Consider the following 24205-nt stretch of genomic DNA (forward strand, 5'->3'; position numbering starts at 1 on the left):
ACTGGCGGCGCGTGCCGTCAGTTGCCTCCGCCGGCGACCTCGAACATTCCCATACGCACGGCCAGCGCGACCGCATGGACACGGTTGCGGGCGCCCAATTTGCGCGCGGCGACACGCACGTAATGTTGCGCCATGCTCCGGCTCACGTTCATCTCGGCCGCAATTTCCTCGGCGCTTCTTCCGTTCGCAAATAGTTTGAGCGCTTCGAGCTCGTTGGCATCCAAGGGTCGCATTGATGATTAGCCGGCACACGCGGTTATTGTTACGTTGTCATAAAGATAATGATCAGGCTGGCGCGTAGCTGGGTAGATGGACAACATTTAATGCGGCGTGTGGAACTTCGCTGTATTTCTATGTTCCAGGGCGCATTATGGGGCGGTGCCGCGCGTGTCGCGTATGTGTCTGGCGCATGCGTGCACGGTTAAGAGAGCGGTAACGCGCGGCCGACGTCAGAAGCAGAGATTGGTGACGAACTTACCGTTCTTGTCCTTGATGACGTAAGGACATTCCGCGCGCTTGAGCGCGGCCCTCGCCTCGGCATTGCCGAGCGCTGCGGCCTTCTCGTAGTAGGTCTTCGCCGCCCCGGGATCCTTCGGCCCGCCGCGACCAGATTCGGCGAAGGCGCCGAGACGCTCCAAGGCGCCAGCGTGATCCTGCGCCGCCGCCTTCTCGAATAGCGCGCGCGCGCCAACATCGTCCTGCGGGCCGCCGACACCATCGGCCATCATCACGCCGAGCTGGTATTGCGCGGCCGGGGCATTGGCCTCGGCGGCTTTTGCAAGCAGCGCGCGCGTCTTCGTCGGATCGGCGGGCGCCCCATTCGATACCGCTGCGAGATTGGTGACACCGCGGGCATTGCCGCCCTCGGCCGCGCGCGTGAACAAAGCGCGCGCCTGGGCTTCGTCCTTGGGAAGGCCCGTGCCGGTGCCGTAGATGACACCGAGCTCGACCATGGCGGAGGTGCTGCCTTTGCCGGCGGCCTTGCGATAAGCGGCGATCGCTTCCGGCATTTGTCTGTTCGCCGCGTAGGCGCGGCCGAGCTGATACAGCGCGCGCCGCGACGCAGCCGAGGCGGACTTGCAGAATTTGATAGCAATGGCGACGTCGCTGCGCGCGATTTCGGCGACCCCTTTGACGTCGGCGGGCTTGTCGGGATCCGACGGCTCCGCGGCGACTCGGTCGCAGAGCACGAGATCGGCCGATTGTGCGCGCGCGACCGTAACGCTCAGCGCTATCAACAGCCCCACGGCGATGATTGTAGCGGATTGCTTGCGCATGGGCGGCACTCGCGCGGCTTATCGTGCTTTCAGCTTAGAGCCGCGAACGCGTGCCAGCAAGCACAGCATCTAGGCAGCCGCACCAACCGCCCCGGGTTTGCCGGTGTTGCCGCGCAGACGTTGGAGGGCGGCGAGGTTGGTTTCCGCGGAGGCCATGCAGCAGCGCGATTTGCCGCTGAGCTTGGCCTCGTAGAGCGCGGCGTCCGCGACGGCGAGCAGGTCGGCGAATTTGGCGCCGTGCTCGGGCGCCATGGCGATGCCGACGCTGACGCCAATGCTGATGGCGATGTTGTCGCCGAGATCGTAGGACGTGGCGATGGCGGCGATCAGATGCTCACCCAGCGTGATCGCTCTGTCAGGGGTGAGACCGTCGGCAAGCACCACGAACTCGTCCCCGCCGATACGGGCCGCAATGTCGGCGGCCAGAAGTACACGGCGCAGCCGGTCGGCGACCATGGCGAGCAGGCGATCGCCGGCGGCGTGCCCGTAGGTGTCGTTGACGCTCTTGAAGCCATCCAGATCGAGAAACAGTAGGGCCAGCATCTCGCCCTCGCGCGGTGCCGTCGCCAACCGCGCATCGACGGCGGCGATCAGGCCGGTCCGGTTCGACAGGCCGGTGAGCGCGTCGTGCCGGGCGCGGTGGTCGTTTTCCCGCTCCGCGCGCATGGTGGCGATGAGCATCTTGTTGAGCCGGAATGCCGCCACCGTCATCGCGAAGACGTACATCGGTATCTGGGCGAACACGATGTACATCAGAGGTTCGCCAGCGATCATCGCCCCCGGCAGGCACGGCCCGAGGCTGAACACCGTCATAGTCCCGGCCAGCCGCGGGGCGCTGAAATTGCGGAAGCAGATGCCGCCAACCATGGCCGCGGCCGAGAGGCAGGCGAGCGCGGAGGCGACCCAGTCGCCGCTGACCAGGCTGACGATTACGCCATAGCCGACGGTCGCGGCCCAAGCGATGCCCAGCAGGATGTAAATGTCGGTCGGCGTCTTGCGGCCCGTCAGTGCATTTCGCCGGGCGATCATGAGCACGATCAGGCGCGCCAGGCAGACCGCCACTTCGACGACGACCCAGGCGACGAAGGGCCATGAACCAAGCCGCGCCGCGATGGCTACCGATACGACGATCGTATTCGCGACGCCGCCGGCGAAGATCGGCAATGTGCCGTAAAGCTGTCCGACAAGGGCGTGGCGAATGTCGTCGGGCACGCCGGGGCCAGCATCCACCAGCCAGCGCGTCATGCGCCAGCGCGGCAAGCTATAAACCCTGCTGTCGCTTTGCATCCCACTTCCCCGTTGGCCGCGTACAGACACCAGGGGACCTTAATAGATATTTACCAGGCTAATATCACAGGTTGTTATTGCAAATGAGTAAACCGGCTTCAGCGGTGTCGCCGTCACGACTGCGACGGCACCGTCTCAAGTCAGGAACGGGGTAAGGCCCGGTCTCGGCCGGGCTCACTCGTGGCGGTGCATGGCCGAGTTGGCTTTGGTGTCGCGCATGAACAGGTAGACGATGAGCGAAATGCCGATCATGCCGGTCAGATAGTAATAGAACCAGCTTTCGTGGCCGACCGACTTGAACCACAGCGCCACCGAGTCGGCGGTGCCGCCGAAGATCGACACGGTGAGCGCGTAAGGCAGGCCCACGCCGATCGCGCGCACATTGGTTGGAAACAATTCGGCTTTCACCACGGCGTTGATCGATGTGTAGCCGGAGACGATCATCCACGCCGCGGCGATCAGCAGGAATGCGGCGAAGGGGCCTTTGACGGACTGCAGCGTGGTCAGAAGCGGCACGGTGAACAGCACGCCGCAAACACCGAAGGCGATGAGTAGCCATTTCCGGCCGATGCGGTCGGAGATGGCGCCATAGATCGGCTGCAGCACGATGCCGAACACCAGCGCCGCCAGCGTGACCATCGTGGTCTGGTCGTCGGTGAGGCCGACCGACAGCTTCAGGAACTTCTGCATGTAGGTCGTGTAGGTGTAGAACGCGGCCGTGCCGCCGGCGGTCAGGCCGACGACGAGCAGAACCTCGCGCGGATACTTCAGCAGCGTCGCGATCGACGACGTGCGTTTGCCGATCTTCTTCGCCGCTTCGAATGCCTCGGTTTCATGCAAGTTGCGGCGCATGATCAGGGCGGTGACGGCCAGCAGCGCGCCGATGACGAACGGGATACGCCAGCCCCAGGCGCGGATTTCATCGTTCGTCAGGAACACCTTCTGCAGCAACAGCAGCACGAGCAGCGCGGTAATCTGGCCGCCGATCAGCGTCACGTATTGAAAGCTCGAATAGAAGCCACGGTGGCGCTGATCGGCCATCTCGGTGAGATAGGTCGCGCTCGTACCGTACTCGCCGCCGAGGCTGAGGCCCTGAATGATCCGCGCAAGGCCGAGCAAGACAGGAGCCCATATGCCGATCGAGGCATAGGTCGGCGTCACGGCGATCATGAGCGAGCCGAAGCACATCATCGCGACGGACAGCATCAGCGATAGGCGGCGGCCGTAATTGTCAGCCAGATGCCCGAACAGCCAGCCACCCAGTGGCCGCACGATAAAGCCGGCCGCGAACAAAAGGGCGGCGTTGAGCTGCTGCACGACCGGGTCGGAACTCGGAAAGAAGGCGCCAGCGAAATACAGCGCGAACGCGGCGTAGGCGTAAAAGTCGTACCATTCGACCAGATTGCCGACAGAGCCGATGAAGATCGCCTTAATACGGCGGCGCATGTCGGCGAGATCGAGCCGTTCGTCTTGAGCGGCGGTTGTCGTGGTAGTCATGAAAGGCGCTCCGGTCTCTATACGCGCAGGTGCCGGCAGGTGCGCCGTCGGTGGCCTCGGGTTGTTGAACGGAGGGGCGAAGGCAGGTCGGCCTGGCAGGGCTGCTATTCACGGTACTTATGAACTCATCAATCCTGTTTGAAACCCCTGCTTAAGTTAAACGTCAAACTTTTGTATGGTGCGCTGCACGCGCTTTTGTTGCGGTGCAATAAAAGGAGCAACGCGCGCAAAAAATAGCAACGGCGGGCGCGTTGTGCGCCAGCCGACCCGTCAGCGAAAAAAATGCGAAGGAACGAAGTTTAGTCGTTCGCCACGTCGGCGCCGACATAGGCGATGCGCAGCATGTTGGTCGCACCCGGCGTGCCGAGCGGCACACCGGCGACCACGATGACGCGCTGCCCCGGCTTGGCGAAGCCTTCCTTGAAGGCGATCCGGCAGGCGCGATCGACCATATCGTCCTGGTCGTGCGCGTCTTCCGTGACCACGCAGTGCACGCCCCACACCACGGCCAGCCGCCGTCCCGTCGACATGTTCGGCGACAGCGCCACGATAGGCGGGCGCGGCCGCTCGCGCGCGACGCGCAGGCCGGTCGAGCCGGACGAGGTCCAGCAGATGACCGCCGCAAGATCGAGCGTATCGGCGATGTGGCGCGCCGCGTCGGCGATGGCGTCGGCGCCTGTCGCCTCGGGTTCGCCGCGCTGTGCCGAGATGATGTTGCGGAAGAAGGTGTCGTTCTCGACCTCTTCGGCAATGCGGTTCATCGTCGACACCGCTTCGACGGGATATTGCCCCGCCGCGGATTCCGCCGACAACATCACCGCGTCGGCGCCTTCGAAGATGGCTGTGGCCACGTCCGACACTTCGGCGCGCGTCGGCACCGGCGACGAGATCATCGACTCCAGCATCTGGGTCGCGACCACGACGGGCTTGCCGGTCTGACGGCCCATGCGCGTCATCTGCTTCTGCACGCCGGGCACTTTTTCAAGCGGCATCTCCACGCCGAGATCGCCGCGCGCAACCATCAGCGCATCGGCGAGGTCGATGATCTCCGACAGCCGCACGACAGCCTGCGGCTTCTCGATCTTGGCCATCACGGCAGCGCGGCCGCGCGTGATCTTCTTGGCTTCGGCGATGTCCTCGGGCCGCTGGATGAAAGAGAGCGCAACCCAGTCGATGCCGGCGTCGAGCGCGGCTTCGAGATCGGTGCGGTCTTTCTCCGCCAGCGCCGAGAACGGAATGGTGGAATCCGGCAGGCTCACGCCCTTACGGTCCGACAGCTTGCCGGCGACTTCGACGCGCGTGACCATGCGCTTGGGCTCGGCCTCGACGACGCGCAGCTTTACTTTGCCGTCGTCGATCAGCAGCACGTGACCGGGTTCGACTGCGCTGAAAATCTCCGGATGCGGCAGGAACACGCGCGTGGCATCGCCCGGCGTGTTGTCCGAGTCGAGCACGAAGGTGTCGCCATTCTTCACCGTCACCGCTTTGTCGACAAAGGTGCCGAGCCTGAGCTTGGGGCCCTGCAAGTCGACGAGAATGCCGATCGGTCGCCCGGTGTCCCGCTCGACGGCGCGGATCATCGACACGATCTCGCGCATGCGGTCCGGGCTCGTATGACTCATGTTGATGCGGAACACGTCGGCACCCGCCTTGAACAGGCGGGCGATCATGTCCGGATTGGATGACGCCGGTCCGAGGGTGGCGACGATCTTGGCGCGGCGCAAGCGTCTCATGAATGGCGTCTCTTCCGTTGCTTTATGGCTTCCCGCCTTCGGCGGGCGGCGTCGGCATCATCAAAGGCGGACGTCCGGGTCCGGGTAGTCGCGGACCGAGCGGACTTGGCGTTTGTTCCGCGGTCTCGGTCAGTTGCACGGTCCAGGAGCGTTGCTCGCCGGTGTCGACCTCGAAAAAGCCGGTGCGGTCGTAACCGCGCGCGAGGCAATTCTCCGTGCCGCGAATGGTGAACTCCTTTTCGCGCGAGCACATATAGGCCTTGCCCGACCACTCGCCGCCACGATCGTAGTCGACCGCGTAGATATAGTAGTAACGCGCGACCAGCGCCCCGCGCAGCAGCGTTTCGCAGGAGCGCGCCGATATGTTCCACCAGCCCTCGGTGGTCCATCCGTCGGCGTCCTTGTAGCCGAGCGCGACGCCGACGCGGCTGCCGGTGTTGTTGCACAAACGGAAGTCGGCCCGGGCGGGGTGCGCCGATGCCACCAGGAGCAGCACGGCGGGCACCAGCAGGCACGCGAGACGACGAGAAGCTGAGTGCCAGGCGGGAAAAGATCGCAATGCGGTCACAGTCGTCGGTTTCGTTGCTTCGGGTTTTGACGTGACCCGTCACAGGCTGTCAACGACGATGGCGCGCAGGTCGTTCACGTTGGTGTAGGTCGGGCCCGGCTCGAGCAGGTCGCCGAGCGCGGAAAAGAAGGCTGTCGAGTTATTGTCGGCCAGAAACGCGGCCGGATCGAGGCCGAGCGCCTGGGCCCGCGTCGCCGTGTCGCCATCGGCAAAGGCGCCGGCGGGGTCCGTCGCCGAGCCGCCGCCGCCGTCGGTGCCGTCGGTGTCGCCGGCCACGGCCGCGACGCCCGGCACGCCCGCGAGCGCGATGGCCAGCGCCAGCGCATATTCCTGATTGGGCCCGCCTCTGCCGTGACCGCGTATCGTCACCGTGAGCTCGCCCCCCGACAATATAACCGCACGCCGCCCTTGCGCGCGCAGCGATTGTGCGAGCCGCGCATGTTCATTTGCCACCTCGCGCGCTTCGCCTTCGACATCGGCGCCGAGCGAGACGCATTCGTATCCCGCCGCGCGCACGGCCTTCTCGGCAGCGGCAAACGAGTCCGCGGGCCGCGCCGCGAGATGGAATTCACTCGCTGCGAACACCGGGTCGCCCGGCTTCGGCGATTCATTAGCAGCGTCGTTCAGCGCGCGTGTGACAGCGGCGGGGACGTCGAGTTTGTATTTGGCGATGACCGCGCGGGCATCGGCGAGCGTCGTCGGATCGGGCACGGTCGGGCCGGAGCCGATCACGGCAGGATCGTCACCGGGTACGTCGGAGATCGCGATCGTGACGACGCGCGCCGGGTAAGCGTGGCGCGCGAGCCGGCCGCCTTTGATGCGCGACAGGTGCTTCCTCACGGTGTTGATCTCGCCGATATGCGCGCCGGAGCGCAGCAAGGCGCGCGTCACCGACTGCTTGTCCTCAAACGATATGCCGGACGCTGGTGCGATCCAGTTGGCGGAAGCGCCTCCCGATATAAGAACCAGCACGAGATCGTTGGGGGTCCCACCATCGGCGAGCGCGAGGGCCTTCTCGGTGGCCGCCAGACCGGCGGCATCGGGAATCGGATGCCCGGCTTCGATCATCTCGATGCGTTGGAGCGGGCGGCCATAGCCGTGCCGCGCGACCGCCAGTCCGCAAAGTCGTTCGGCAGGAACCCCTTGCTTGTTGAGGTAATAGTGTTCGGCGATCTCTGCCATGCTGCCCGCCGCTTTGCCCGCCGCGAGCATGATGATGCGGCCAGCGGGTGGCGCGGGCAGTCGTGTGGGCAGAAACGTTGCCGGGTGCGCTGCGTCTACCGCAGTGCGGTAGAGGCTCACGAGAAAACCGCGCAGACGATCATTCATTCTCGACATCACTGCCAGGCCTTCAAGAATTGATTCGAATCGTTCTAGCTAAAACTTGCCCGCGCGCGGGTAGTGTTTGAAAGTGGTCGTGACGCCACCGCGGGAGCGCGGGGCGGGTCAACACCCTCTCGAGGGAGAGAAACAATGAGTACCATAACTTTCACCATCAATGGAAAAGCGGCGACGGTCGACGCCGAGCCGGATACGCCTCTCTTGTGGGCCGTGCGTGAGCATCTCAAGCTCACCGGCACCAAGTTCGGATGTGGCGCGGGCCTTTGCGGCGCTTGCACGGTGCATCTCGACGGCGCGGCCGTGCGTTCCTGCCAGACGCAGCTCTCCGAAGTGCGTGGCCGTCACGTCACGACGATCGAAGGCCTGTCGCCGGATGGCACGCATCCGCTGCAGAAGGCGTGGATCGAGGCGCAAGTGCCGCAATGCGGTTACTGCCAGTCCGGCCAGATCATGCAGGCGGCGTCGCTGTTGAAAGAAAATCCCAAACCGAGCCGCGAGCAGATCGTGGAGCACATGGACGGCAACATCTGCCGTTGCGGCACCTACAGCCAGATCATTGCCGCGATCGAATCCGTGGCGAGGGGCTGATCATGACCGAACACATCCAGACCACCGCTTTCTCGCGCCGCGGCTTCCTCATCGGCAGCGGCAGCGCCGCCATCGCCGTCGCCTTCGGCAGCGGCCTTCGTTCGGCGAGTGCCGCGGGCACGGCCGATCTCGGCGCTTTCGTCAGCATCGGCGCGGACGGCATCGTCACCTTCATCTGCCCGGCTTCTGAGATGGGGCAGGGAACGCGCACGTCGCTCGCCGTGATCTTCGCGGAAGAACTCGACGCGGATTGGAGCAAGATGCGCGTCATGCAGGCGCCCGCGGACGCCAAGCTTTACGGCAATCCGAAGTTCGGTAATCAGCAATCGACGGTCGGCAGCTATGCCGTGACCGGCTATTACGCGAAGTTGCGCCTCGCGGGTGCGCAGGCGCGCAAAGTGCTGCTGATGAACGCGGCCGATGCGTGGAAGGTGCCGGTTGGCGAACTGACCACCGAGCCCGGCATGGTCGTGCATGCCAAATCCAACCGCAAGATCGGCTACGGCGAACTCGCAAAGACCGCGACGGTGCCGAATCCGCTGCCCGAGGTGACGAAGGCCGATCTGAAGCCGGAGGCGCAGTTCCGGCTCATCGGCAAGAACATCGATCGTATCGACGTGCCGTCGAAGACCAATGGCACCGCCGAATACTCCATGGACGTGCAGGTCCCGAACATGGTGTACGGGGCGATCCTTTACTGCGATGTCCAGCACGAGAAGCCGGTCCAGATCGACGACTCCGCCGCCAAGCGGATCAAGGGCGTGGTCAAGATCGTGCCGTTGCCGGTCGGCGTTGGCGTTCTGGCCGAGACGGTCGAAGCGGCCTTCCGCGCCAAGGAGGCACTCAAGGTCACGTGGACCAAAACGACACCCGCGCAGACCTATTCGAACGACGGCGTTCTTGCCGACTATCGCACCATCGCCGCCGACTGGTCGAAGCCCGGCGTCGATATGGTCAAGAAGGGTGACGCGGACGCGGCCTTGAAGGGGGCGGCGAAGGTGCTCACCGCGGAGTATTTCTCCGAGCATCTGTCGCATGTCTGCATGGAGCCGCTCAATGCGACAGTTCACATCCAGGGCGACAAGGTCGAGGTGTGGGCCGGCAATCAGGCGCCGGTAACGCAGCAGATGGCGGCGGCGGCCGTGGCCGGCGTGCCACCGGCCAATGTCACCGTGCACACGATGCTGCTCGGGGGCGGCTTCGGCCGTCGTTCCGACGCCGACACGGTCGCGCATGCGACCATGCTCGCCAAGGCATCCGACGGACGTCCGGTGAAGCTTATCTGGACGCGCAACGAAGACATGATGAACGACAAGTTCCGGCCGTTGACGGTACAGCGGCTCGAGGTCGGTCTCGATGCCAAGGGTGACGTCGTCGGCTGGCGGCATCGTATCGTCAACGAGAGCTATCTCGGCCGCGTTCTGCCGCCGCCGATCTTCCAGAAGATCGGCATGCGCGATGAAGTCTCGGGCGGCGGCGGTGAGATGAGCTACGCCGTGGCCAATCATCGCGTCGATTGGGTGCGCGCCGCGCGTGGCGTCGATGTCGGCGCCTGGCGCGGTATCGCGGCGGGCTACACCAAGTTCGCGATCGAGACCTTCATCGACGAACTGGCCGCCGGCAAGGGCACCGATCCGCTCGCTTACCGGATCGCGATGCTCAAGGACGATCCGCGCGCGCAAGCGGTGGTGAAGGCGGTGGCCGACATGTCCCGGTACAACGAGAAGCGGCAGGGGCGGGCGCTGGGGCTCGCCTATTCCGACTCGTTGCACAGCCATACGGCGGCGGTGGTCGAGGTCTCGGTCGACGAGAAGTCCGGCGCCATCACGGTCCATCATGTCTGGGCCGCGGTCGATGCCGGTCTCGCCGTGCAGCCGAAAAACATCGAGGCGCAGATGCGCGGCGCCATGGTGTTCGGACTTGGCGCGGCATTGCGGGAAGAGGTGCACATCAAGGATGGCGTCGTCGAGGAGCGCAATTTCGACGGCTATCCGGTGCTGCGCATGTCCGACATCCCGCCGATGGACGTGAAGGTGATCTCGAACGACTCCGAGCCGACCGGCATCGGCGAAGCCGGCGTGCCTGTCATCGCGCCGGCGATCGCCAATGCGGTGGCGCAGCTCACCGGCAAACGGCTGCGGCACCTGCCGATGACGCCTGATCGCGTGAAGCAGGCGCTGGGCTGATCGTCCGGCCCGACACAAGCCGCCGCGCTCCTGCGGGGAGCGCGGCGGTTTTTTTGTCTTCGCGGAGAGGCGATCGGCGAGAGGCCTTCAAATACGGGGCGCGCATGGTTACCTTATCAGGGACACAGGAACTCGCCATGGACGACAAAACCCGCACCGAACTCGAAGCCGCCGCCTTTCGGCGCCTGCTCGAGCACCTGCGCACGCGCACCGACGTGCAGAACATCGACCTGATGAATCTGGCCGGCTTTTGCCGCAATTGCCTCTCCAACTGGATGAAGGACGCGGCTGACGCCCAGGGCGTGCCGATGAGCAAGGACGAGAGCCGGCAGTTCGTCTACGGCATGCCTTACGACGAATGGCGCGCGAAGTATCAGAAGGAAGCCAGCGCCGACCAGAAGGTCGCCTTCGAGAAGGCCAAGCCGCATCATTAGGCCCCGCACGCTGAGGGGCGAGCCGCACAGGGTGCGAGACTCATGTTGACGCCGTCATCTTTCGGGGGCGACCTCAGGATGACGGTGATAGGCAAGCTTTTTCTCGAGGCTTCTCAACACGTGTGAACAGTGTGGATGAACGCCGCCTTACCTTGACCCGGAGGCGGGCAAATCCGAAAGCTCTCGTTTGGATTGGTGCGGGTCCGCCCGCCGGTGAGAGAGTCGAGGAGAGTTCGATGGCAATGCCCGCCGCGGCCGAAAAAGAAGACAGCGAACGCGCGCACCGCTTCGCCAAGGACCAGCTCAAGGCGATCATCGAGCGCATCGAGCGCCTGGAAGAAGAAAAGAAGGCGACCCAGGACGACATCAAGGACGTCTACGCCGAGGCCAAGGGCAACGGCTTCGACACCAAGGCGCTGCGTACCATCGTGCGCCTGCGCAAGATGGATTCGGACGAGCGCCGCGAGCAGGAAGAAGTGCTCGAGACCTACATGCACGCGCTGGGGATGCTGGCGTAGGTGAGTCGTCACGGCCGAGCGCCGTAAGCGCGTTCCCGGGCGTCTTTGACGCGAGGGCCCGGACCGATAGGGCCCATATCTCGGTACGATCGAGACCGCCTGGCGTACCGGTCCCTGCCTGCGCGGGGACGACACCCTCTCACACGGTCACTGCCGGGCTTGACCCGGCAATCCATGGCGAGCGGCAACACGGCTCGGTCTTACGTAAAGTTCTTCGAGGTGAGGGGCATCATGGATGCGCGGGTCAAGCCCGCGCATGACGTCGCGCGGATGGCTACCGCAGCGCCGCGGTCTTCGCGCTGACGAAGGTCGTCGTTTCGACGAACACCACCGCGGCGCCCGAGAAGCGGTCCGCGAAGACGCCGCCGGACGGATCGGCCGAGAAACTCATGGTCAGCGCGTCGTTCGGCTTGTGCAGCAGATACTGCAACGGGCGCGGATCGAAGGTGCCGCTCTGCGTCGCTCTCATTACGGCGGACACGCTCGGCGTCAGCATGGCCGCGCGCAGCCACGGGCTGTCCGGGTTCTGAGTGCCGGCGACGAGCAGAGGCGCCTTCGCCGTGGCGTCGGCGGTCTGCGTCAAAAGCGCCGGCGCATTCCGCGCGACATGCGGCGCCGTCCGGCCCATGGGCCGCGTCCGGGGCATGGGGGCCGGTTCGGAATCGGGGGCGGCGTAAGCGAGCGGCGGCGTGCTGCCGGTGGCATCGGCGACCATGAAGGGCGAGGCATTGCCGGACGCCGTCTGGTTGACGACGGCGGGCCAGACGCCGCGGTTGTCGAACGAGGCCGAGGCGGTCTGATAGCTCGCCTGCTGCGGTTCAGCCGAGGCGACGTCGACCGGCATCTGCGGCCGCGCCGCCGGCAGCGGCACGATACGCTCGGTTGCGACCGGCTTGGGCGGTGCCGCGCTGGCGACCACCGTGCGCGCGCGCGTGCTCTTGACCACCGTGGTCGACGCGGCCTTGTCGTCCGCCTCTTCCGTATTGGTCTTGCCTGAACCGAACAGGCCGGCGAACAGACTGCGCGTCGGCTGTTGCTTGTTGGCGGCCGCGATGCTGGTCGCCTCGGCTTCCTGCTGCGCGGTGATCGCGCCGGCCGAGTGCGCGGCTTCGAGCGAAACACGGTTCGGCGTGTTGCCGCGGCGTTCGACATCGGCGAGCGCGAGGGCATAGCCTGGGAGCGGGCGGCCATCGGAAGCGACATGCACGGTTCGGCCGTCGGGGAACACCTTCTCCAACTGCGCATATGTCATGCGCGGCCAGTGGCGTACGGTGCCGGTGTCCATGTGCACGAAGGGCGAGCCCGACGTCGGATAGAAGCCGACGCCGCCGCGCTGCATGCGCAGGCCGATTTCGCGGATCTTCGCGAGCGGCACGCCGGGAATGAAGAAATCCATCGCATTGCCGGCCGAATGCTGGCTGACCTCGGCGACACCGCTCGAACGCGCGCGCAGCATCGCATTGGTCGCCGGCGAGCGATAACCGCAGATCACTTGAATCGGCTGCGTGGCACCGGCCTCGCGATACGCTTCCCACAACAGATCGAAGAGATGCGGATCCATGCGCACGTCTTCGTTCTTGCGCCAGTCGCGCATGAACCAGTTGAGCTTCTTCAGCGCGGCCTCGTCATAGCGGCCGTTGCGCTTGAAGGTGATGGTGATGTCTTCGTTGGTGTGCAGGTGATGGAAGGAGAGGGTGCGGGTGTCGCCTTCGGCGATCGCGGTCTGCAGCGCGCTGCTGCCGCCGACGATGACCAAGCCGGCGAGGCTCAGGCGCACGCTGATGAGAAAAGTTGTCGTCTTCAGCCGACGCGCCGCACTTACTGACACAAGAATGTTCCGCGAAAATCGTCCCACTATCGCCGCCACATGCCCTTTCGGCCGCCGCGACGACGACCGGACGAGTGTTGTCGGGATTGGTTAACGAGCGCTTATCGCTCGGCAATTGCCCCCGGAGATGTCCAAACCGTAATGTCGGACCGTGGCAGAATATGGTCGGGGCGAACTCAATTAGCGCGTGGGGTGGAATGGATTACCGTTTGTGATGGTCCCCGTCACGCTGAGGCGCGAGCGTAGCGAGCCTCGAAGGGTAATGGGCCGGGGCCGTTATCCTTCGAGGCACGCAAGAGCGTACACCTCAGGATGACGGATCGACACCGCTACCTGAACAACCGCTCGAAGAACGCCATCGGGTTCTGCGCCTCGCGGCGCTCGACGCGGCGCAGGATTTCCTGGTTGCTCTTCATCGTCGCGAGTTCGCGCTTGGGGTCCTGCGGCGGCGCGACGTCGGCGATGCGGCGCTCGTCGCTGTGCAGGATCGCCCTGATGCGCGCATCGAAGCCGTAGATGTCGTCGCGCAGCACGAGCTTGCCGCCGTCATCGACATAAGCCGTCTGGTACGTCAGATGCACCATAGGCTTGTTGACCATCTTGAAGGTCTTCTCGTCATGACCGATCAGCCGTTCGAGCTGCGGCTGCGTCGGTGTCTGGCCGGGGATGGCCATCGCCAGCATGATCTCGCCGAACTTGGTCGGGTTCTCCACCCGCATGCAGCCGTGGCTGAAGGCGCGCTTGTCGGCCGAGAACAGGCGCTTCTCCGGCGTGTCGTGCAGATAGACCTGATAGCGGTTCGGGAAGTTGAACTTGATGCGGCCCAGCGCGTTGGCGGCGCCCGGCGGCTGCACGACGTTGATGTGGCCGTCCGGGCCCTTCTTCACTTCGAGACCCATGCGGTCGAAGATGTTCGGGTCCGATGCGTAGAGCGGCAGCAGCTCGTTCTGAATGATCGATTGCGGCACGTACCACGACGGGTTGACGATGACGTTGTCCATCGCGGCGGTGAGCAGCGGCGTCGGCGTCTGCGGCTTGCCGGCGACAATCTTCGTCGTCCAGACCTGCGAGCCGTCGCGCACGACCTTCAGCGTATAGTCCGGGATGTTGACCATCACGTAAGCGCGGCCGAGATCGCGCGGCAGCCAGCGCCAGCGCTCCATGTTCGCGAGCACGCGATCGACGACTTGACCGGGCTTCGGCCCGTTGATCGCTGCGATGGTCTTGTTGTCGATGATGCCGGTCGGCTTGATGTCGGCGTTGGCCTGAACGTTGCGGATCGCGTTGTACAGCGCCTTGTCGTAGACGAGTTCGTCCGCCTTCACGTGTTTGACGACCTGCCGGCCGCGCTCGCGCACGACCACGCGGCTGTCGCCAGGCGCGCTCGTCTTCAACCGTTCGCGCAGCAGCGGAATGCGCTCGTCTTTGGCGCCGGGTTTCACGGCCGCCCCCTCGGGGATGCGGCTTTCATCGGCCGAGGCGCGCGCGCTATTGGCGCGCAGGTCGGCGAGCCGCGCCTTCAGCGCGCGGAATCCGGCGTGCGGCGGATTGTAGCTCTCGATGGTCGTGTCGATGTCGCGCGCGCTCGCCAGCTTCTTGAGCACGTCGTCCGCATCCGGCGTGTGGTTGCCGTAGTCGACCTCGACGGTGACGCGCGTCGGCGCGACGCGGCCGACCGCGAGATGACGGGTATAGACGAGCAAGGACTGCGACAGCCTCAGGTCGGCGTCGGCGAGGGCATCGGCGTTGCCGGCAAAGTCGCGCGTCGGATAATCGGACGCATCGAGGCCGTCGGCGGCCGCGTTCTTCAGGCGCGCAATGGCGGACTTGGCCTGCGGCGTGACTTGACCGTCGCGGATCCACACCGGCGCATAATTGCGGGCGGCATAAAAGGTCTCGATCGCCTTGCGATCGGTGGCATTGTCGATGCGTTTGTCGAGTTGTTTGGCGGTGACGAGCGCGCGCAGCCGGTCGATGACGGCCGTGTCGCTGGCGGCCATCACATTGTCGAGCGAGCCCTTGAGGTCGATGTTGTCGGCCTCGCGCGGCGTCGGCGTCGCGAGGGCGCGGGCGGGCGTTGCTTCGCGCTGTTGCATCGCCGGGATCTGGAATTGCGGCGGCGGTGCCGGATCGCGATGGCGCAACATCTGACCGTTGAGCGACGGCGGCAATGGCCTTGCCGGCTCGACGCGGTCCTGCTGTGCCATCGACAGCGTTGGCGTCAGCATCGCGGCCCCCAGCACGGTGCCCGCCAGCAGACGATCGAAGCGTTTGTTACGCATCACTCGCACCCCACACACCAGCGCAACGGATGTTGCGGATGCCGTTGCGCGACGCGCCGGAACGGGAGGCGCCGCGTCTTCGGCCACTACCATTATGCGGCCGAATGTACGCGTTCTCGTATCGAAAGTGAGCGCCTGCTTCCGAATACTTGCAATCACGGCTAACGCGCCACGCTCGGATAGTTAAAGCGCCCGCGTTTACCCTATCACGGCGCGCCGATGGCTCCGTTCACCTTGATGGGAGCTTCCTTGCCATCCAATTCCAGCTCTTCGAGCTTACGATAGAGCGTGGAGCGGCCGATTTTCAGCCGCCGCGCCACTTCCGACATCTGCCCGCGATAATGCGACAAAGCGAAGCGGATGACCTCGCTTTCGATATCCTCGAGCGGGCGAACCTCGCCGCGCGTGTCGGTCAATCGCAAGGTCGGGCCCATGCCGGCCAGCGAGTGCCGCTCGGCCGGGGCAAGGCTTGCCTCGCGCGCGACCCAGGGATCGATGAGCGCGGTAACCGGCTCCAGTGCGGGCTGCACGGGGGTCGCGTTGTCGTCGTCGATCTGGGCGGCGATCTGCGGAAATTCGCTGACGCCGATCTCCTCGCCGTCGGCGAGCACCACGGCGCGGAAGACCGTATTCTCGAGCTGGCGCACATTGCCCGGCCAGCGATAGCGCGACAGCAGCGCCAGCGCTTCGCCGGTGATCGCGCGCACGCGCTTGCCTTCTTCGGCGGCGATGCGGGTGAGGAAATGGCGCGTCAGCTCCGGCACGTCCTCGGGCCGGCGGCGCAGCGGCGGCACGTTCACAGGGAAGACGTGCAAGCGATAGAACAGATCTTCGCGGAAGCGGCTGGCCTTCACGTCGGCGATGAGATCGCGGTTGGTCGCGGAGACGATACGAACGTCCACCTTGACCGATTTGCGTCCGCCGACCGGCTCGACCTCGCCTTCCTGCAAGGCGCGAAGCAGCTTCACCTGCGCGGGCAGGGGCAACTCGCCGACCTCGTCGAGGAACAAGGTGCCGCCATCGGCTTCGATGAATTTGCCGGTGTGTTTTTCGGTGGCACCGGTAAAGGCGCCTTTCTCGTGTCCGAACAGGATCGACTCGACCAAAGTCTCCGGCAGCGCGCCGCAGTTGACCGCGATGAACGGCTTGGCGCGGCGCCCGCCCGAACCATGGATCGCGCGCGCGATCAATTCCTTGCCGACGCCGGACTCGCCTTCGATCAGCACCGGAATAACGGAGGCGGCGGCTTTCTCGACGGCGCGCAGCACGGACTGCATCGCCGGCGAGCGAGAAATGACGTCGTCGATGGTGAGGGTGCCCTCCTGCTTGCGCTTGATGCGTTGCAGTTCGCCGGCGAGTGCCTTGGCGGCGAGCGCGTTGCGCAGCGACACTTGAAGACGTTCGGGGCCGACCGGCTTCACCACGAAGTCGGCGGCACCGGCGCGCATGGCCGAGACGACATTGTCGATGCCGCCGTGCGCGGTCTGCACGATCACCGGCGTGCCGATACCGGCATCGCGCAGGCGCGCCAGCACGCCAAGACCGTCGAGGTCGGGCATCACCAGATCGAGCACGACGGCGTCGATCGGATTGCCGCCGGTGAGCAGCGTGAGTGCCGCATCGCCGCTGTCGGCGGTGAGGACCTCGTATCCGAAGCGCTGGACCATGGCCTCGACCAGGCGGCGCTGGACCGGATCGTCGTCGACGACAAGCACAACTTGCGACATGCGCACTCCACACGGCTACCTAGTGTACCGATTTGGGGCAATGTGGCTGCGCTTGCTTAACGGGTGATTAAACATGGAACATAAAGGGCTCTACGAGCCTCTTTTCCACGCTATCCCGCCGTACGCCTCACCCCGGATGGCCAAGTGTAACCGTCCGGACGATGGCGCCACACCAATCTCCGTTCATCCCGGGCAGCCGAGATCCAGTGCCTGCGTCCCCGCTTGCGCGGGGACGACGGAGTACGGAAGGACGGAAGAGCGCGGCGTTACAGCAATGCCAGGATCTGCGCGACCGCCGGCTTCACCTCCAGGGCGCCGCGCCAGATCATTTCGAGCGCGACGTAGAGGATGATGGCGAGGCCGACATAGGCGATCCAGCGGTGCTTCTGCAGCAGGCGGGCGATGAAGCTTGCCGCAATGCCCATCAACGCGATGGACAACAGGAGGCCGAACACCAGCACGTAAGGGTGCTCGCGCGCGGCGCCGGCGACGGCCAGCACGTTGTCGAGGGACATCGATACGTCGGCAATCAGGATCTGCATCGCGGCCTGGCCGAAGGTCTTGCGCGGCGCCTGCGCGGCGATGGTGCCGTCGGCATTGATGTCGACGCCCGAGAGCGCTTCGTTCGCCTCTACTTCTTCATGTGCCGTGTTGCGCAGCTCGCGCCACATCTTCCAGCACACCCACAACAACAGGATGCCGCCGGCGAGCAGCAGGCCGACGATCTGAAGCAACTGCGTGGTGATGCCGGCAAAAACGATGCGCAGGACCGTGGCGGCGGCAATGCCGACCATGATGGCCTTGGTCCGTTGCGCGGCCGGCAAGCCGGCGGCGGCGAGGCCGATGACAATGGCATTGTCGCCGGCGAGCACCAGGTCGATCATCACGACCTGGAGAAAGGCGACCAAAGCTTCAGAAGTGATGGCTTCCATCATGTTGCGCTAGCTCCTCGTCTTGCTGTGAGCAGCGCCTGGCTGAACCGATCCCACCGTGCCGAACCCGCATATGCGGAGCGCCAACGCGGTCAAGCGTTTGCACGGCAGGTCTTTCGTCGCGGGCCGCTGCTCTAGGTTTCCAGCCGACATCGCAGCCAGTGGCTGCCAGAGGGGCCCGGTCTGGAGATGGGGTCTAAGGTTCTGAGTTTTTTCCGATCGTGGTGATGACAATTTCGGGTTCGCTGAGCATCGCCGCGGCGCAGCCGATCAGCGTGCAGGCGCCGGCGATGTCCCAGAAGGTGATGGTCTGGCCATGGCGTCGCGCGCGGCTCCACCAGGCGATGAAGGCAACTGTCGCTGCCGCGCCAAGCGCTGCCAGCGCAACGCTCGGCAGGAACAGCGCGCGCGGTACAAAGACGGCAACGACAAAGAGAGGCGCGGCGGCGAGCAGGACCAGCCCGCCGAGCCGTATGTGCGGCTGCAGGCCGGCGGCCAGCCCGTGCGACCATGAGCGGTGAACGCTTCTACGATCCATCCTCTTGCTCCGTCGGCGCTTTCCGCCAACAGCCAACCGGCATTTACGTTCGACGCGACTGTGGTAACATAACGCGTCGATGCATAATATATATCCACTAGTTTCGTAACTCTGAAACGTGACAAACGCAACACCAGTTCCGCGCCGGGGACGGTCCATGCACGCCACCAAGACTGCCTCGAAAGCAGCCCAGGCGCGGAAAGAAGCGGGAACCTGGCTGAAAGAGCTCCGGGCGCGCGCCGGTTTGTCGCAGGTCGAGCTCGCCGAAAAATTGGCGCTTAAGTACTACACATTCATTTCACAGGTGGAGAACGGCTTCGGCCGTGTGCCCACCGAGCAGATCGAAGCCTGGGGCCGGGCGCTCGGGCAGGAGCCGTCGTCTTTCGCGCGGAAGCTCTTGTCTTATTACGACCCCGAGCTTCATCGGCTGCTGTTCGAGGTGAAGGAATGAACGTCCTCCAATTTCCAGGGCGCGATCTGCCGCATGACTGGCAGCGCAGCGAAATGAATGCGCTGCTCGCCGCGGCCGGCGAGTCGCTCGACAAAGGCACGGTCACCGGCTGGGAGATCGGCGAGACCGAGCGCGGCGATCCGCAGCTTTATCTGCTCGGTCCGGCGCCGGACCATGAATGCGTTCTCTGCGTGTCGCGGCTCGGCCGCCAATACGTGCTGGAGGACGGCGAGGGCCGCATCCTCTGCGAGCACGACGCCATCGGCAGCCTGAGCGACCAGGTGCGCCACGCGCTGCGTCACAAGAAGGCGGCGATCATCGCGCGCGCGACGGTGGTGTGGCTGGCGATCAAGGAAAGCATCGAGGAGCGGATGGAGCCGATCCTCGGCGAACCGGTGGAATTGCTGTCGCATATGGCGCCGCAACTCGTCGCCTTGGTCTAATCGCGCGCGCCGGCTCTCAGTGCGAATGCCCGCGCGAGCGGCGGCCCTTTGTGCCCGTGCCAGCCGGTATTGTCACGACGCGGCCGTAACGGACGCCGCGCTCGGCGATGATGTGATCGGCGAAGTGCTGCACTTCGGCGACCTCTCCCTTCAGCGCCGTCACCTCCATGCAGTGATCCTCGTCGAGATGCACATGCAGTGTCGCGAGCGCGAGATCGTGATGATGGTGATAGTTCTCGGTCAGACGCCGTGTCAGATCGCGCGCCGCGTGATCGTAGACATAAACTAACGCCGCCACGCATTGTCCGCCGGCGCCCTTGTCATGCTCGGCTTCGGCGAGCCCGGCCCGCGCGAGATCGCGAATGGCCTCCGAGCGGTTCTGATAGCCGCGTCGTTCGATCAGGCGGTCGAGGTCCGCGATCAGGTCTTCGTCGAGCGTGATGGTGATGCGCTGCATGATCCTCGTTCCAGGGGATGAGGGTATGATGTTTTGTTGACTTCATCACACCGTCGCCCCAACCTGTAGCGGCCGGGGGATTTCACGCCGCCTTTTCCGGCGGCGTCATCCAAACAATCTAACCGATTTTGGTGAGGTGTCGCCGTGTCCCGGCTTCTCCTGTCGATGGCTGTTGCGTGTCTTGCAGCCGGAAGTGCTCGGGCTCAGACGCCCGGGCCCGCGTCGACGTCGGTCGTTTTGCCCACGCTCACCATCGCCGGTTCGGGCGACGCGCCGCCGCCGGCGGCCGCCAGCGAGCAGACCGTTACGCGCGAACAGGTGCTCGCCGATCCGGTGGCGCGCCCGGCGGAAATATTGGAGGCGGCGACCGGTCTGATCGTCACGCAGCACAGCGGCGAGGGCAAGGCCAACCAGTATTTCCTGCGCGGCTTCAATCTCGATCACGGCACCGATCTCGCCATCACCGTCGACGGCATGCCGGTGAACATGCGCACGCATGGGCACGGCCAAGGTTATGCCGACATCAATTTCTTGATCCCGGAACTGGTGCAGTCGATACGCGTGCGCAAAGGTCCGTATTTCGCGGACGAGGGCGACTTCTCCTCCGCCGGCGCCATCCGCATCGATTATCTCGACCGCATGCCGAAGAACGTTGCCGAAGTGACGCTCGGCAGCTTCGGCTATCGCCGCGGGCTCGCCGCCGCTTCGGCGCCGGTTAATGGCGGGACGGTGCTGACGGCGGTCGAGGGCAACACCTATAATGGTCCCTGGGCGACGCCCGACGACGTGCGCAAGATCAACGGCGTCGTGCGTTATAGCCAGGGCACCGCCAGCGACGGTTTCTCCGTCACCGGCATGGCCTATGCGAACCGCTGGAATTCGACCGATCAGATCGCGCAGCGCGCCGTGACATCGGGGCTGATCGACCGCTTCGGCACGCTCGATCCGACCGACGGCGGCGACGCCAGCCGTTACAGTCTGTCCGGCCGCTGGAGCACGAGCACAGACACCAGCGCCACCAAGGTCGAAGCCTATGCCATTCGCGCGCATATGCGCCTGTTCAACAACTTCACCTATTACCTGGACGACCCGGTCAATGGCGACCAGTTCAGCCAGTCGGACGATCGCAGCGTGCTCGGCCTCAATGCCAGCCACACCATCAAGGGGCGTCTTGGCGCCTTCGACACCGAGACGATGGTTGGCATCCAGACGCGCTACGACGACATTCACGTCGGTCTGTACAACACGGTGCAGCGACAGATCACGTCGACGACGCGTGACGATCACGTGAAGGAAGGCAGCGTCGGCCTCTACGGACAAAGCATGGTGCGCTGGACCGACTGGCTGCGCACCGTCGTCGGCCTGCGCTATGACCGCTATGACGGCCGCGTCGACAGCGACACCCCGGAGAATTCCGGCAATGCCGCGGCCTGGATCGCCAGCCCCAAGGCGAGTGTGATCTTCGGGCCTTTCGCCGGCACCGAGTTGTTTCTTAATGCCGGTCGCGGCTTTCACAGCAACGATCTGCGTGGCGCCACCATTACCGTCGACCCCAGCGACAAGGTGACGCCTTTGCTGCGCGTGCCGCTGCTGGTCCGCTCGCAAGGCGCGGAGGTGGGCTTGCGTACGCGCGCGATCCCGAACCTCGAGAGCTCGATCGCGGTGTTCGTGCTCGATTACGCGTCGGAATTGCTATTCGTCGGCGATGCCGGCACCACCGAGCCGAGCCGGCCGAGCCGCCGCTTCGGCGTCGAGTGGACCAACCACTATCAGCCGCTGCGCTGGCTCGGTTTCGATGCCGATCTCGCTTACACACGCGCCCGCTTCACCGACGACGATCCGGCCGGCAACGACATTCCCGGCGCGCCGGCGGCGGTCGCGTCTGCGAGCGTGGTGGTCGGCTATGAAACCGGCTGGTTCGGCACCGTGAAGCTGCGCTATTTCGGGCCGCGGCCGTTGGTGGAGGACGGAAGCGTGCGTTCCGGCGCCACCACCTTGGTCAATGCCCGGCTCGGGTACAAATTCGACAACGGCCTGCGTATCCAGCTCGATGCGCTCAACCTGTTCAACAGCCAAGCGAGCCAGATCGACTACTATTACACGTCGCGCCTGCCGGGCGAGCCGGCAGCCGGTGTCGCCGATGTCCATTTCCACCCGGTGGAGCCGTTTGCCCTGCGGCTGACCGCGGCCGCCACCTTCTGATCGGTGCATTGAACTGCGTTAACCGGCACGCCATATGGTGAGGGTTCCTTCCCTCGCATCCGACCGGTCCCAATGGCGAAAACAGCAGCCCGCAAAAAAGCCGCCCCGTCATCCAAGCTCGGCAGCCTGCCCGAGTGGAATCTGAACGATCTTTATCCGGGGCTCGACAGTCCGGAACTCAAGCGCGACCTCGACGAGGCGGATGCCGAATGCGCCGCGTTCGAAGAGGCGTTCAAGGGCAAGCTGCAAGCGATGGCGGGTGGCGCCGACGCCGGCAAGAAGCTCGCCGAGGCGGTCAAGCGCTACGAGGCGATCGAGGATCGGCTTGGTCGGCTCTATTCGTATGCCTCGCTGCTTTACGCCGGCAATTCGACCGATCCGACGCTGGCCAAGTTCTACGGCGACGTGCAGGAGCGCATCACCGCCGCCTCGATCCATCTTCTGTTCTTCACGCTCGAGCTCAACCGCGTCGACGACGCCGCGCTCGACGCCGCCATGGACGATGCCGCGCTCGGCCATTACCGGCCGTGGCTCGAGGATGTGCGCAAGGAGAAGCCCTATCAGCTCGAGGACCGCGTCGAGCAGCTGTTCCACGAGAAGTCGGTGACCGGCTACTCGGCCTGGAACCGCCAGTATGACGAGTTGGTCGCAAGCCTGCGCTTCAAGGTCGGCACCAAGCAACTCGGCATCGAACAGACGCTCAATTTCCTGGCGGATGCCGACGGCAAGAAACGCAAGGCGGCGGCCGAGGCTCTGGCCAAGACCTTCAAGGAAAATCTGCGTCCGTTCACGCTGATTACCAACACGCTCGCCAAGGACAAGGAAATTTCCGACCGCTGGCGTGGCTTCAAGGACGTCGCCGACGCGCGGCATCTGTCGAACCGCGTCGAGCGCGAAGTGGTCGACGCGCTGGTCGAGTCCGTGCGCGCCGCCTATCCGAAGCTGTCGCACCGTTATTACGCGCTGAAGGCCAAGTGGTTCGGCAAGAAGAAGCTGCCGCATTGGGACCGCAACGCGCCGTTGCCGCAGGTGCCGCAGAGGACGATCCGCTGGGACGACGCGCGCGCGACGGTGCTCACCGCCTACGGCGCCTTCTCGCCGAAGATGGCGGAGGTCGCCGATCAGTTCTTCACCAAGAACTGGATCGACGCGCCGGTGCGCCCGGGCAAGCAGCCCGGCGCCTTCGCGCATCCGACCGTGCCGTCGGCGCATCCTTATGTGATGCTCAATTATCAGGGTAAGCCGCGCGACGTCATGACGCTCGCGCACGAGCTCGGTCATGGCGTGCATCAAGTGCTGGCCGCGCCGAACGGTCCGCTGATGGCGCCGACGCCACTGACGCTCGCCGAGACCGCGAGCGTGTTCGGCGAGATGCTGACGTTCCGCAAGCTGCTCGCCGCCACCACCGACAAGAAGCAGCGCAAGGCCATGCTCGCCGCCAAGGTCGAGGACATGATCAATACGGTGGTGCGGCAGATCGCGTTCTACACATTCGAGCGCAAGGTGCATCTGGAGCGCCGCAACGGCGAGCTGACCGCCGACAAGATCTGCGAATTCTGGATGTCGGTGCAGGGCGAAAGCTTGGGCCCGGCGATCGAGCTGAAGGAAGGCTACGAGACCTTCTGGACCTACATCCCGCACTTCATCCATTCGCCGTTCTACGTCTATGCGTACGCCTTCGGCGATTGCCTCGTGAACTCGCTCTACGCCGTCTATGAGAAGTCGGCGTCGGGCTTTGCCGAACGCTATCTGGAAATGCTCTCGGCCGGCGGCACCAAGCATCACGCCGAGCTGTTGGCGCCGTTCGGACTGGACGCCCGCGACCCCAAGTTCTGGGACGGCGGCCTGTCCGTCATCGCCGGCCTGATCGACGAGCTCGAGGCGCTGGAGAAGGCCAAGTAGGGCTGCTCAGCTGG

21 protein-coding genes are annotated in these 24205 nt (G+C 64.9%); 8 read left to right on the plus strand and 13 right to left on the minus strand.

Annotated elements, in window-relative coordinates:
• Positions 1-17: 17 nt before the first annotated feature.
• The 7 genes from DW352_RS23200 to DW352_RS23230 form a co-directional block, all read right to left on the minus strand.
• On the minus strand, positions 18-224 hold the full coding sequence (locus DW352_RS23200; protein ID WP_162827146.1) for a response regulator transcription factor: 207 nt from the start codon (positions 222-224) through the stop codon (positions 18-20).
• A 225-nt stretch (positions 225-449) separates the two neighbouring features.
• Positions 450-1277 carry a tetratricopeptide repeat protein gene (locus DW352_RS23205; protein ID WP_115693547.1) on the minus strand — a complete coding sequence of 276 codons (828 nt, stop codon included), beginning with the start codon at positions 1275-1277 and terminating at the stop codon, positions 450-452.
• A gap of 69 nt (positions 1278-1346) precedes the next feature.
• Complete coding sequence (locus tag DW352_RS23210) at positions 1347-2564, minus strand: GGDEF domain-containing protein (protein WP_115693548.1); 1218 nt, start codon at positions 2562-2564, stop codon at positions 1347-1349.
• A gap of 174 nt (positions 2565-2738) precedes the next feature.
• On the minus strand, positions 2739-4061 hold the full coding sequence (locus tag DW352_RS23215; RefSeq protein ID WP_245434227.1) for an MFS transporter: 1323 nt from the start codon (positions 4059-4061) through the stop codon (positions 2739-2741).
• A gap of 299 nt (positions 4062-4360) precedes the next feature.
• Positions 4361-5794: a pyruvate kinase gene (gene pyk, locus DW352_RS23220; RefSeq protein ID WP_115693549.1), complete on the minus strand. Its 1434-nt coding sequence runs from the start codon at positions 5792-5794 to the stop codon at positions 4361-4363.
• 22 nt (positions 5795-5816) lie between these two features.
• Complete coding sequence (locus DW352_RS23225) at positions 5817-6305, minus strand: DUF1036 domain-containing protein (protein ID WP_245434510.1); 489 nt, start codon at positions 6303-6305, stop codon at positions 5817-5819.
• Positions 6306-6401: 96 nt separating this feature from the next.
• Complete coding sequence (locus DW352_RS23230) at positions 6402-7691, minus strand: glycerate kinase type-2 family protein (protein ID WP_115693550.1); 1290 nt, start codon at positions 7689-7691, stop codon at positions 6402-6404.
• 144 nt (positions 7692-7835) lie between these two features.
• Here DW352_RS23230 and DW352_RS23235 point away from each other — a divergent pair, with 144 nt between their 5' ends.
• From DW352_RS23235 to DW352_RS23250, 4 genes are all read left to right on the plus strand, one after another.
• On the plus strand, positions 7836-8291 hold the full coding sequence (locus tag DW352_RS23235) for a (2Fe-2S)-binding protein (protein ID WP_115693551.1): 456 nt from the start codon (positions 7836-7838) through the stop codon (positions 8289-8291).
• A 2-nt stretch (positions 8292-8293) separates the two neighbouring features.
• Positions 8294-10477, plus strand: coding sequence for a xanthine dehydrogenase family protein molybdopterin-binding subunit (locus tag DW352_RS23240; protein WP_115693552.1), 2184 nt, complete (start codon positions 8294-8296; stop codon positions 10475-10477).
• A 137-nt stretch (positions 10478-10614) separates the two neighbouring features.
• The gene (locus DW352_RS23245; RefSeq protein WP_115693553.1) at positions 10615-10911 is read left to right on the plus strand and encodes a DUF1244 domain-containing protein; all 297 of its coding nucleotides are present in this window, start codon (positions 10615-10617) and stop codon (positions 10909-10911) included.
• 236 nt (positions 10912-11147) lie between these two features.
• Positions 11148-11429, plus strand: coding sequence for a DUF2312 domain-containing protein (locus tag DW352_RS23250; RefSeq protein ID WP_115693554.1), 282 nt, complete (start codon positions 11148-11150; stop codon positions 11427-11429).
• Positions 11430-11703: 274 nt separating this feature from the next.
• On the opposite strand, the gene DW352_RS23255 is transcribed toward DW352_RS23250, so the two are convergent.
• The 5 genes from DW352_RS23255 to DW352_RS23275 all read right to left on the minus strand — a co-directional run bounded on the left by DW352_RS23255 (position 11704) and on the right by DW352_RS23275 (position 18736).
• The gene (locus tag DW352_RS23255) at positions 11704-13257 is read right to left on the minus strand and encodes a peptidoglycan L,D-endopeptidase MepK (RefSeq protein ID WP_115693555.1); all 1554 of its coding nucleotides are present in this window, start codon (positions 13255-13257) and stop codon (positions 11704-11706) included.
• Between the two features lie 329 nt (positions 13258-13586).
• Positions 13587-15539 (minus strand): L,D-transpeptidase family protein, encoded by a 1953-nt coding sequence (locus DW352_RS23260; protein ID WP_115693556.1) that lies wholly within the window; start codon positions 15537-15539, stop codon positions 13587-13589.
• A gap of 206 nt (positions 15540-15745) precedes the next feature.
• Entirely contained in the window at positions 15746-17266 is a 1521-nt protein-coding gene (locus tag DW352_RS23265; protein WP_115693557.1) for a sigma-54-dependent transcriptional regulator, read from the minus strand.
• Between the two features lie 266 nt (positions 17267-17532).
• On the minus strand, positions 17533-18201 hold the full coding sequence (locus tag DW352_RS23270) for a TerC family protein (protein WP_115693558.1): 669 nt from the start codon (positions 18199-18201) through the stop codon (positions 17533-17535).
• Between the two features lie 193 nt (positions 18202-18394).
• Positions 18395-18736: a hypothetical protein gene (locus DW352_RS23275; RefSeq protein WP_115693559.1), complete on the minus strand. Its 342-nt coding sequence runs from the start codon at positions 18734-18736 to the stop codon at positions 18395-18397.
• Positions 18737-18893: 157 nt separating this feature from the next.
• On the opposite strand from DW352_RS23275, the gene DW352_RS23280 reads away from it, so the two are divergent.
• On the plus strand, positions 18894-19187 hold the full coding sequence (locus tag DW352_RS23280; protein ID WP_115693560.1) for a helix-turn-helix domain-containing protein: 294 nt from the start codon (positions 18894-18896) through the stop codon (positions 19185-19187).
• Positions 19184-19630 carry a hypothetical protein gene (locus DW352_RS23285; RefSeq protein ID WP_115693561.1) on the plus strand — a complete coding sequence of 149 codons (447 nt, stop codon included), beginning with the start codon at positions 19184-19186 and terminating at the stop codon, positions 19628-19630. The genes DW352_RS23280 and DW352_RS23285 overlap by 4 nt, the downstream gene beginning before the upstream one ends.
• 16 nt (positions 19631-19646) lie before the next feature.
• Here the strand turns inward: DW352_RS23285 and nikR are convergent, their stop codons facing one another.
• Positions 19647-20087, minus strand: coding sequence for a nickel-responsive transcriptional regulator NikR (gene nikR / locus DW352_RS23290; RefSeq protein ID WP_115693562.1), 441 nt, complete (start codon positions 20085-20087; stop codon positions 19647-19649).
• Between the two features lie 165 nt (positions 20088-20252).
• Between nikR and DW352_RS23295 the strand changes: the two genes are divergently transcribed.
• Positions 20253-22289, plus strand: a complete 2037-nt coding sequence (locus tag DW352_RS23295) for a TonB-dependent receptor (protein WP_115693563.1) — start codon at positions 20253-20255, stop codon at positions 22287-22289.
• A gap of 72 nt (positions 22290-22361) precedes the next feature.
• Positions 22362-24191 (plus strand): M3 family oligoendopeptidase, encoded by a 1830-nt coding sequence (locus DW352_RS23300; RefSeq protein ID WP_115693564.1) that lies wholly within the window; start codon positions 22362-22364, stop codon positions 24189-24191.
• The last annotated feature ends 14 nt before the right edge of the window (positions 24192-24205 follow it).

The organism is Pseudolabrys taiwanensis, from assembly GCF_003367395.1.
In the GTDB taxonomy this organism is placed as follows: Bacteria; Pseudomonadota; Alphaproteobacteria; order Rhizobiales; family Xanthobacteraceae; genus Pseudolabrys; species Pseudolabrys taiwanensis.

What these genes read in the sequence shown, in the direction of transcription:
- DW352_RS23205 (WP_115693547.1), bottom strand. Translation starts at nt 1,277, where the DNA reads ATGCGCAAGCAATCCGCTACAATCATCGCCGTGGGGCTGTTGATAGCG.
- DW352_RS23210 (WP_115693548.1), bottom strand. Translation starts at nt 2,564, where the DNA reads ATGCAAAGCGACAGCAGGGTTTATAGCTTGCCGCGCTGGCGCATGACG.
- DW352_RS23215 (WP_245434227.1), bottom strand. Translation starts at nt 4,061, where the DNA reads ATGACTACCACGACAACCGCCGCTCAAGACGAACGGCTCGATCTCGCC.
- pyk (WP_115693549.1), bottom strand. Translation starts at nt 5,794, where the DNA reads ATGAGACGCTTGCGCCGCGCCAAGATCGTCGCCACCCTCGGACCGGCG.
- DW352_RS23230 (WP_115693550.1), bottom strand. Translation starts at nt 7,691, where the DNA reads ATGAATGATCGTCTGCGCGGTTTTCTCGTGAGCCTCTACCGCACTGCG.
- DW352_RS23235 (WP_115693551.1), top strand. Translation starts at nt 7,836, where the DNA reads ATGAGTACCATAACTTTCACCATCAATGGAAAAGCGGCGACGGTCGAC.
- DW352_RS23240 (WP_115693552.1), top strand. Translation starts at nt 8,294, where the DNA reads ATGACCGAACACATCCAGACCACCGCTTTCTCGCGCCGCGGCTTCCTC.
- DW352_RS23245 (WP_115693553.1), top strand. Translation starts at nt 10,615, where the DNA reads ATGGACGACAAAACCCGCACCGAACTCGAAGCCGCCGCCTTTCGGCGC.
- DW352_RS23250 (WP_115693554.1), top strand. Translation starts at nt 11,148, where the DNA reads ATGGCAATGCCCGCCGCGGCCGAAAAAGAAGACAGCGAACGCGCGCAC.
- DW352_RS23260 (WP_115693556.1), bottom strand. Translation starts at nt 15,539, where the DNA reads ATGCGTAACAAACGCTTCGATCGTCTGCTGGCGGGCACCGTGCTGGGG.
- DW352_RS23265 (WP_115693557.1), bottom strand. Translation starts at nt 17,266, where the DNA reads ATGTCGCAAGTTGTGCTTGTCGTCGACGACGATCCGGTCCAGCGCCGC.
- DW352_RS23270 (WP_115693558.1), bottom strand. Translation starts at nt 18,201, where the DNA reads ATGATGGAAGCCATCACTTCTGAAGCTTTGGTCGCCTTTCTCCAGGTC.
- DW352_RS23275 (WP_115693559.1), bottom strand. Translation starts at nt 18,736, where the DNA reads ATGGATCGTAGAAGCGTTCACCGCTCATGGTCGCACGGGCTGGCCGCC.
- DW352_RS23280 (WP_115693560.1), top strand. Translation starts at nt 18,894, where the DNA reads ATGCACGCCACCAAGACTGCCTCGAAAGCAGCCCAGGCGCGGAAAGAA.
- DW352_RS23285 (WP_115693561.1), top strand. Translation starts at nt 19,184, where the DNA reads ATGAACGTCCTCCAATTTCCAGGGCGCGATCTGCCGCATGACTGGCAG.
- nikR (WP_115693562.1), bottom strand. Translation starts at nt 20,087, where the DNA reads ATGCAGCGCATCACCATCACGCTCGACGAAGACCTGATCGCGGACCTC.
- DW352_RS23295 (WP_115693563.1), top strand. Translation starts at nt 20,253, where the DNA reads ATGGCTGTTGCGTGTCTTGCAGCCGGAAGTGCTCGGGCTCAGACGCCC.
- DW352_RS23300 (WP_115693564.1), top strand. Translation starts at nt 22,362, where the DNA reads ATGGCGAAAACAGCAGCCCGCAAAAAAGCCGCCCCGTCATCCAAGCTC.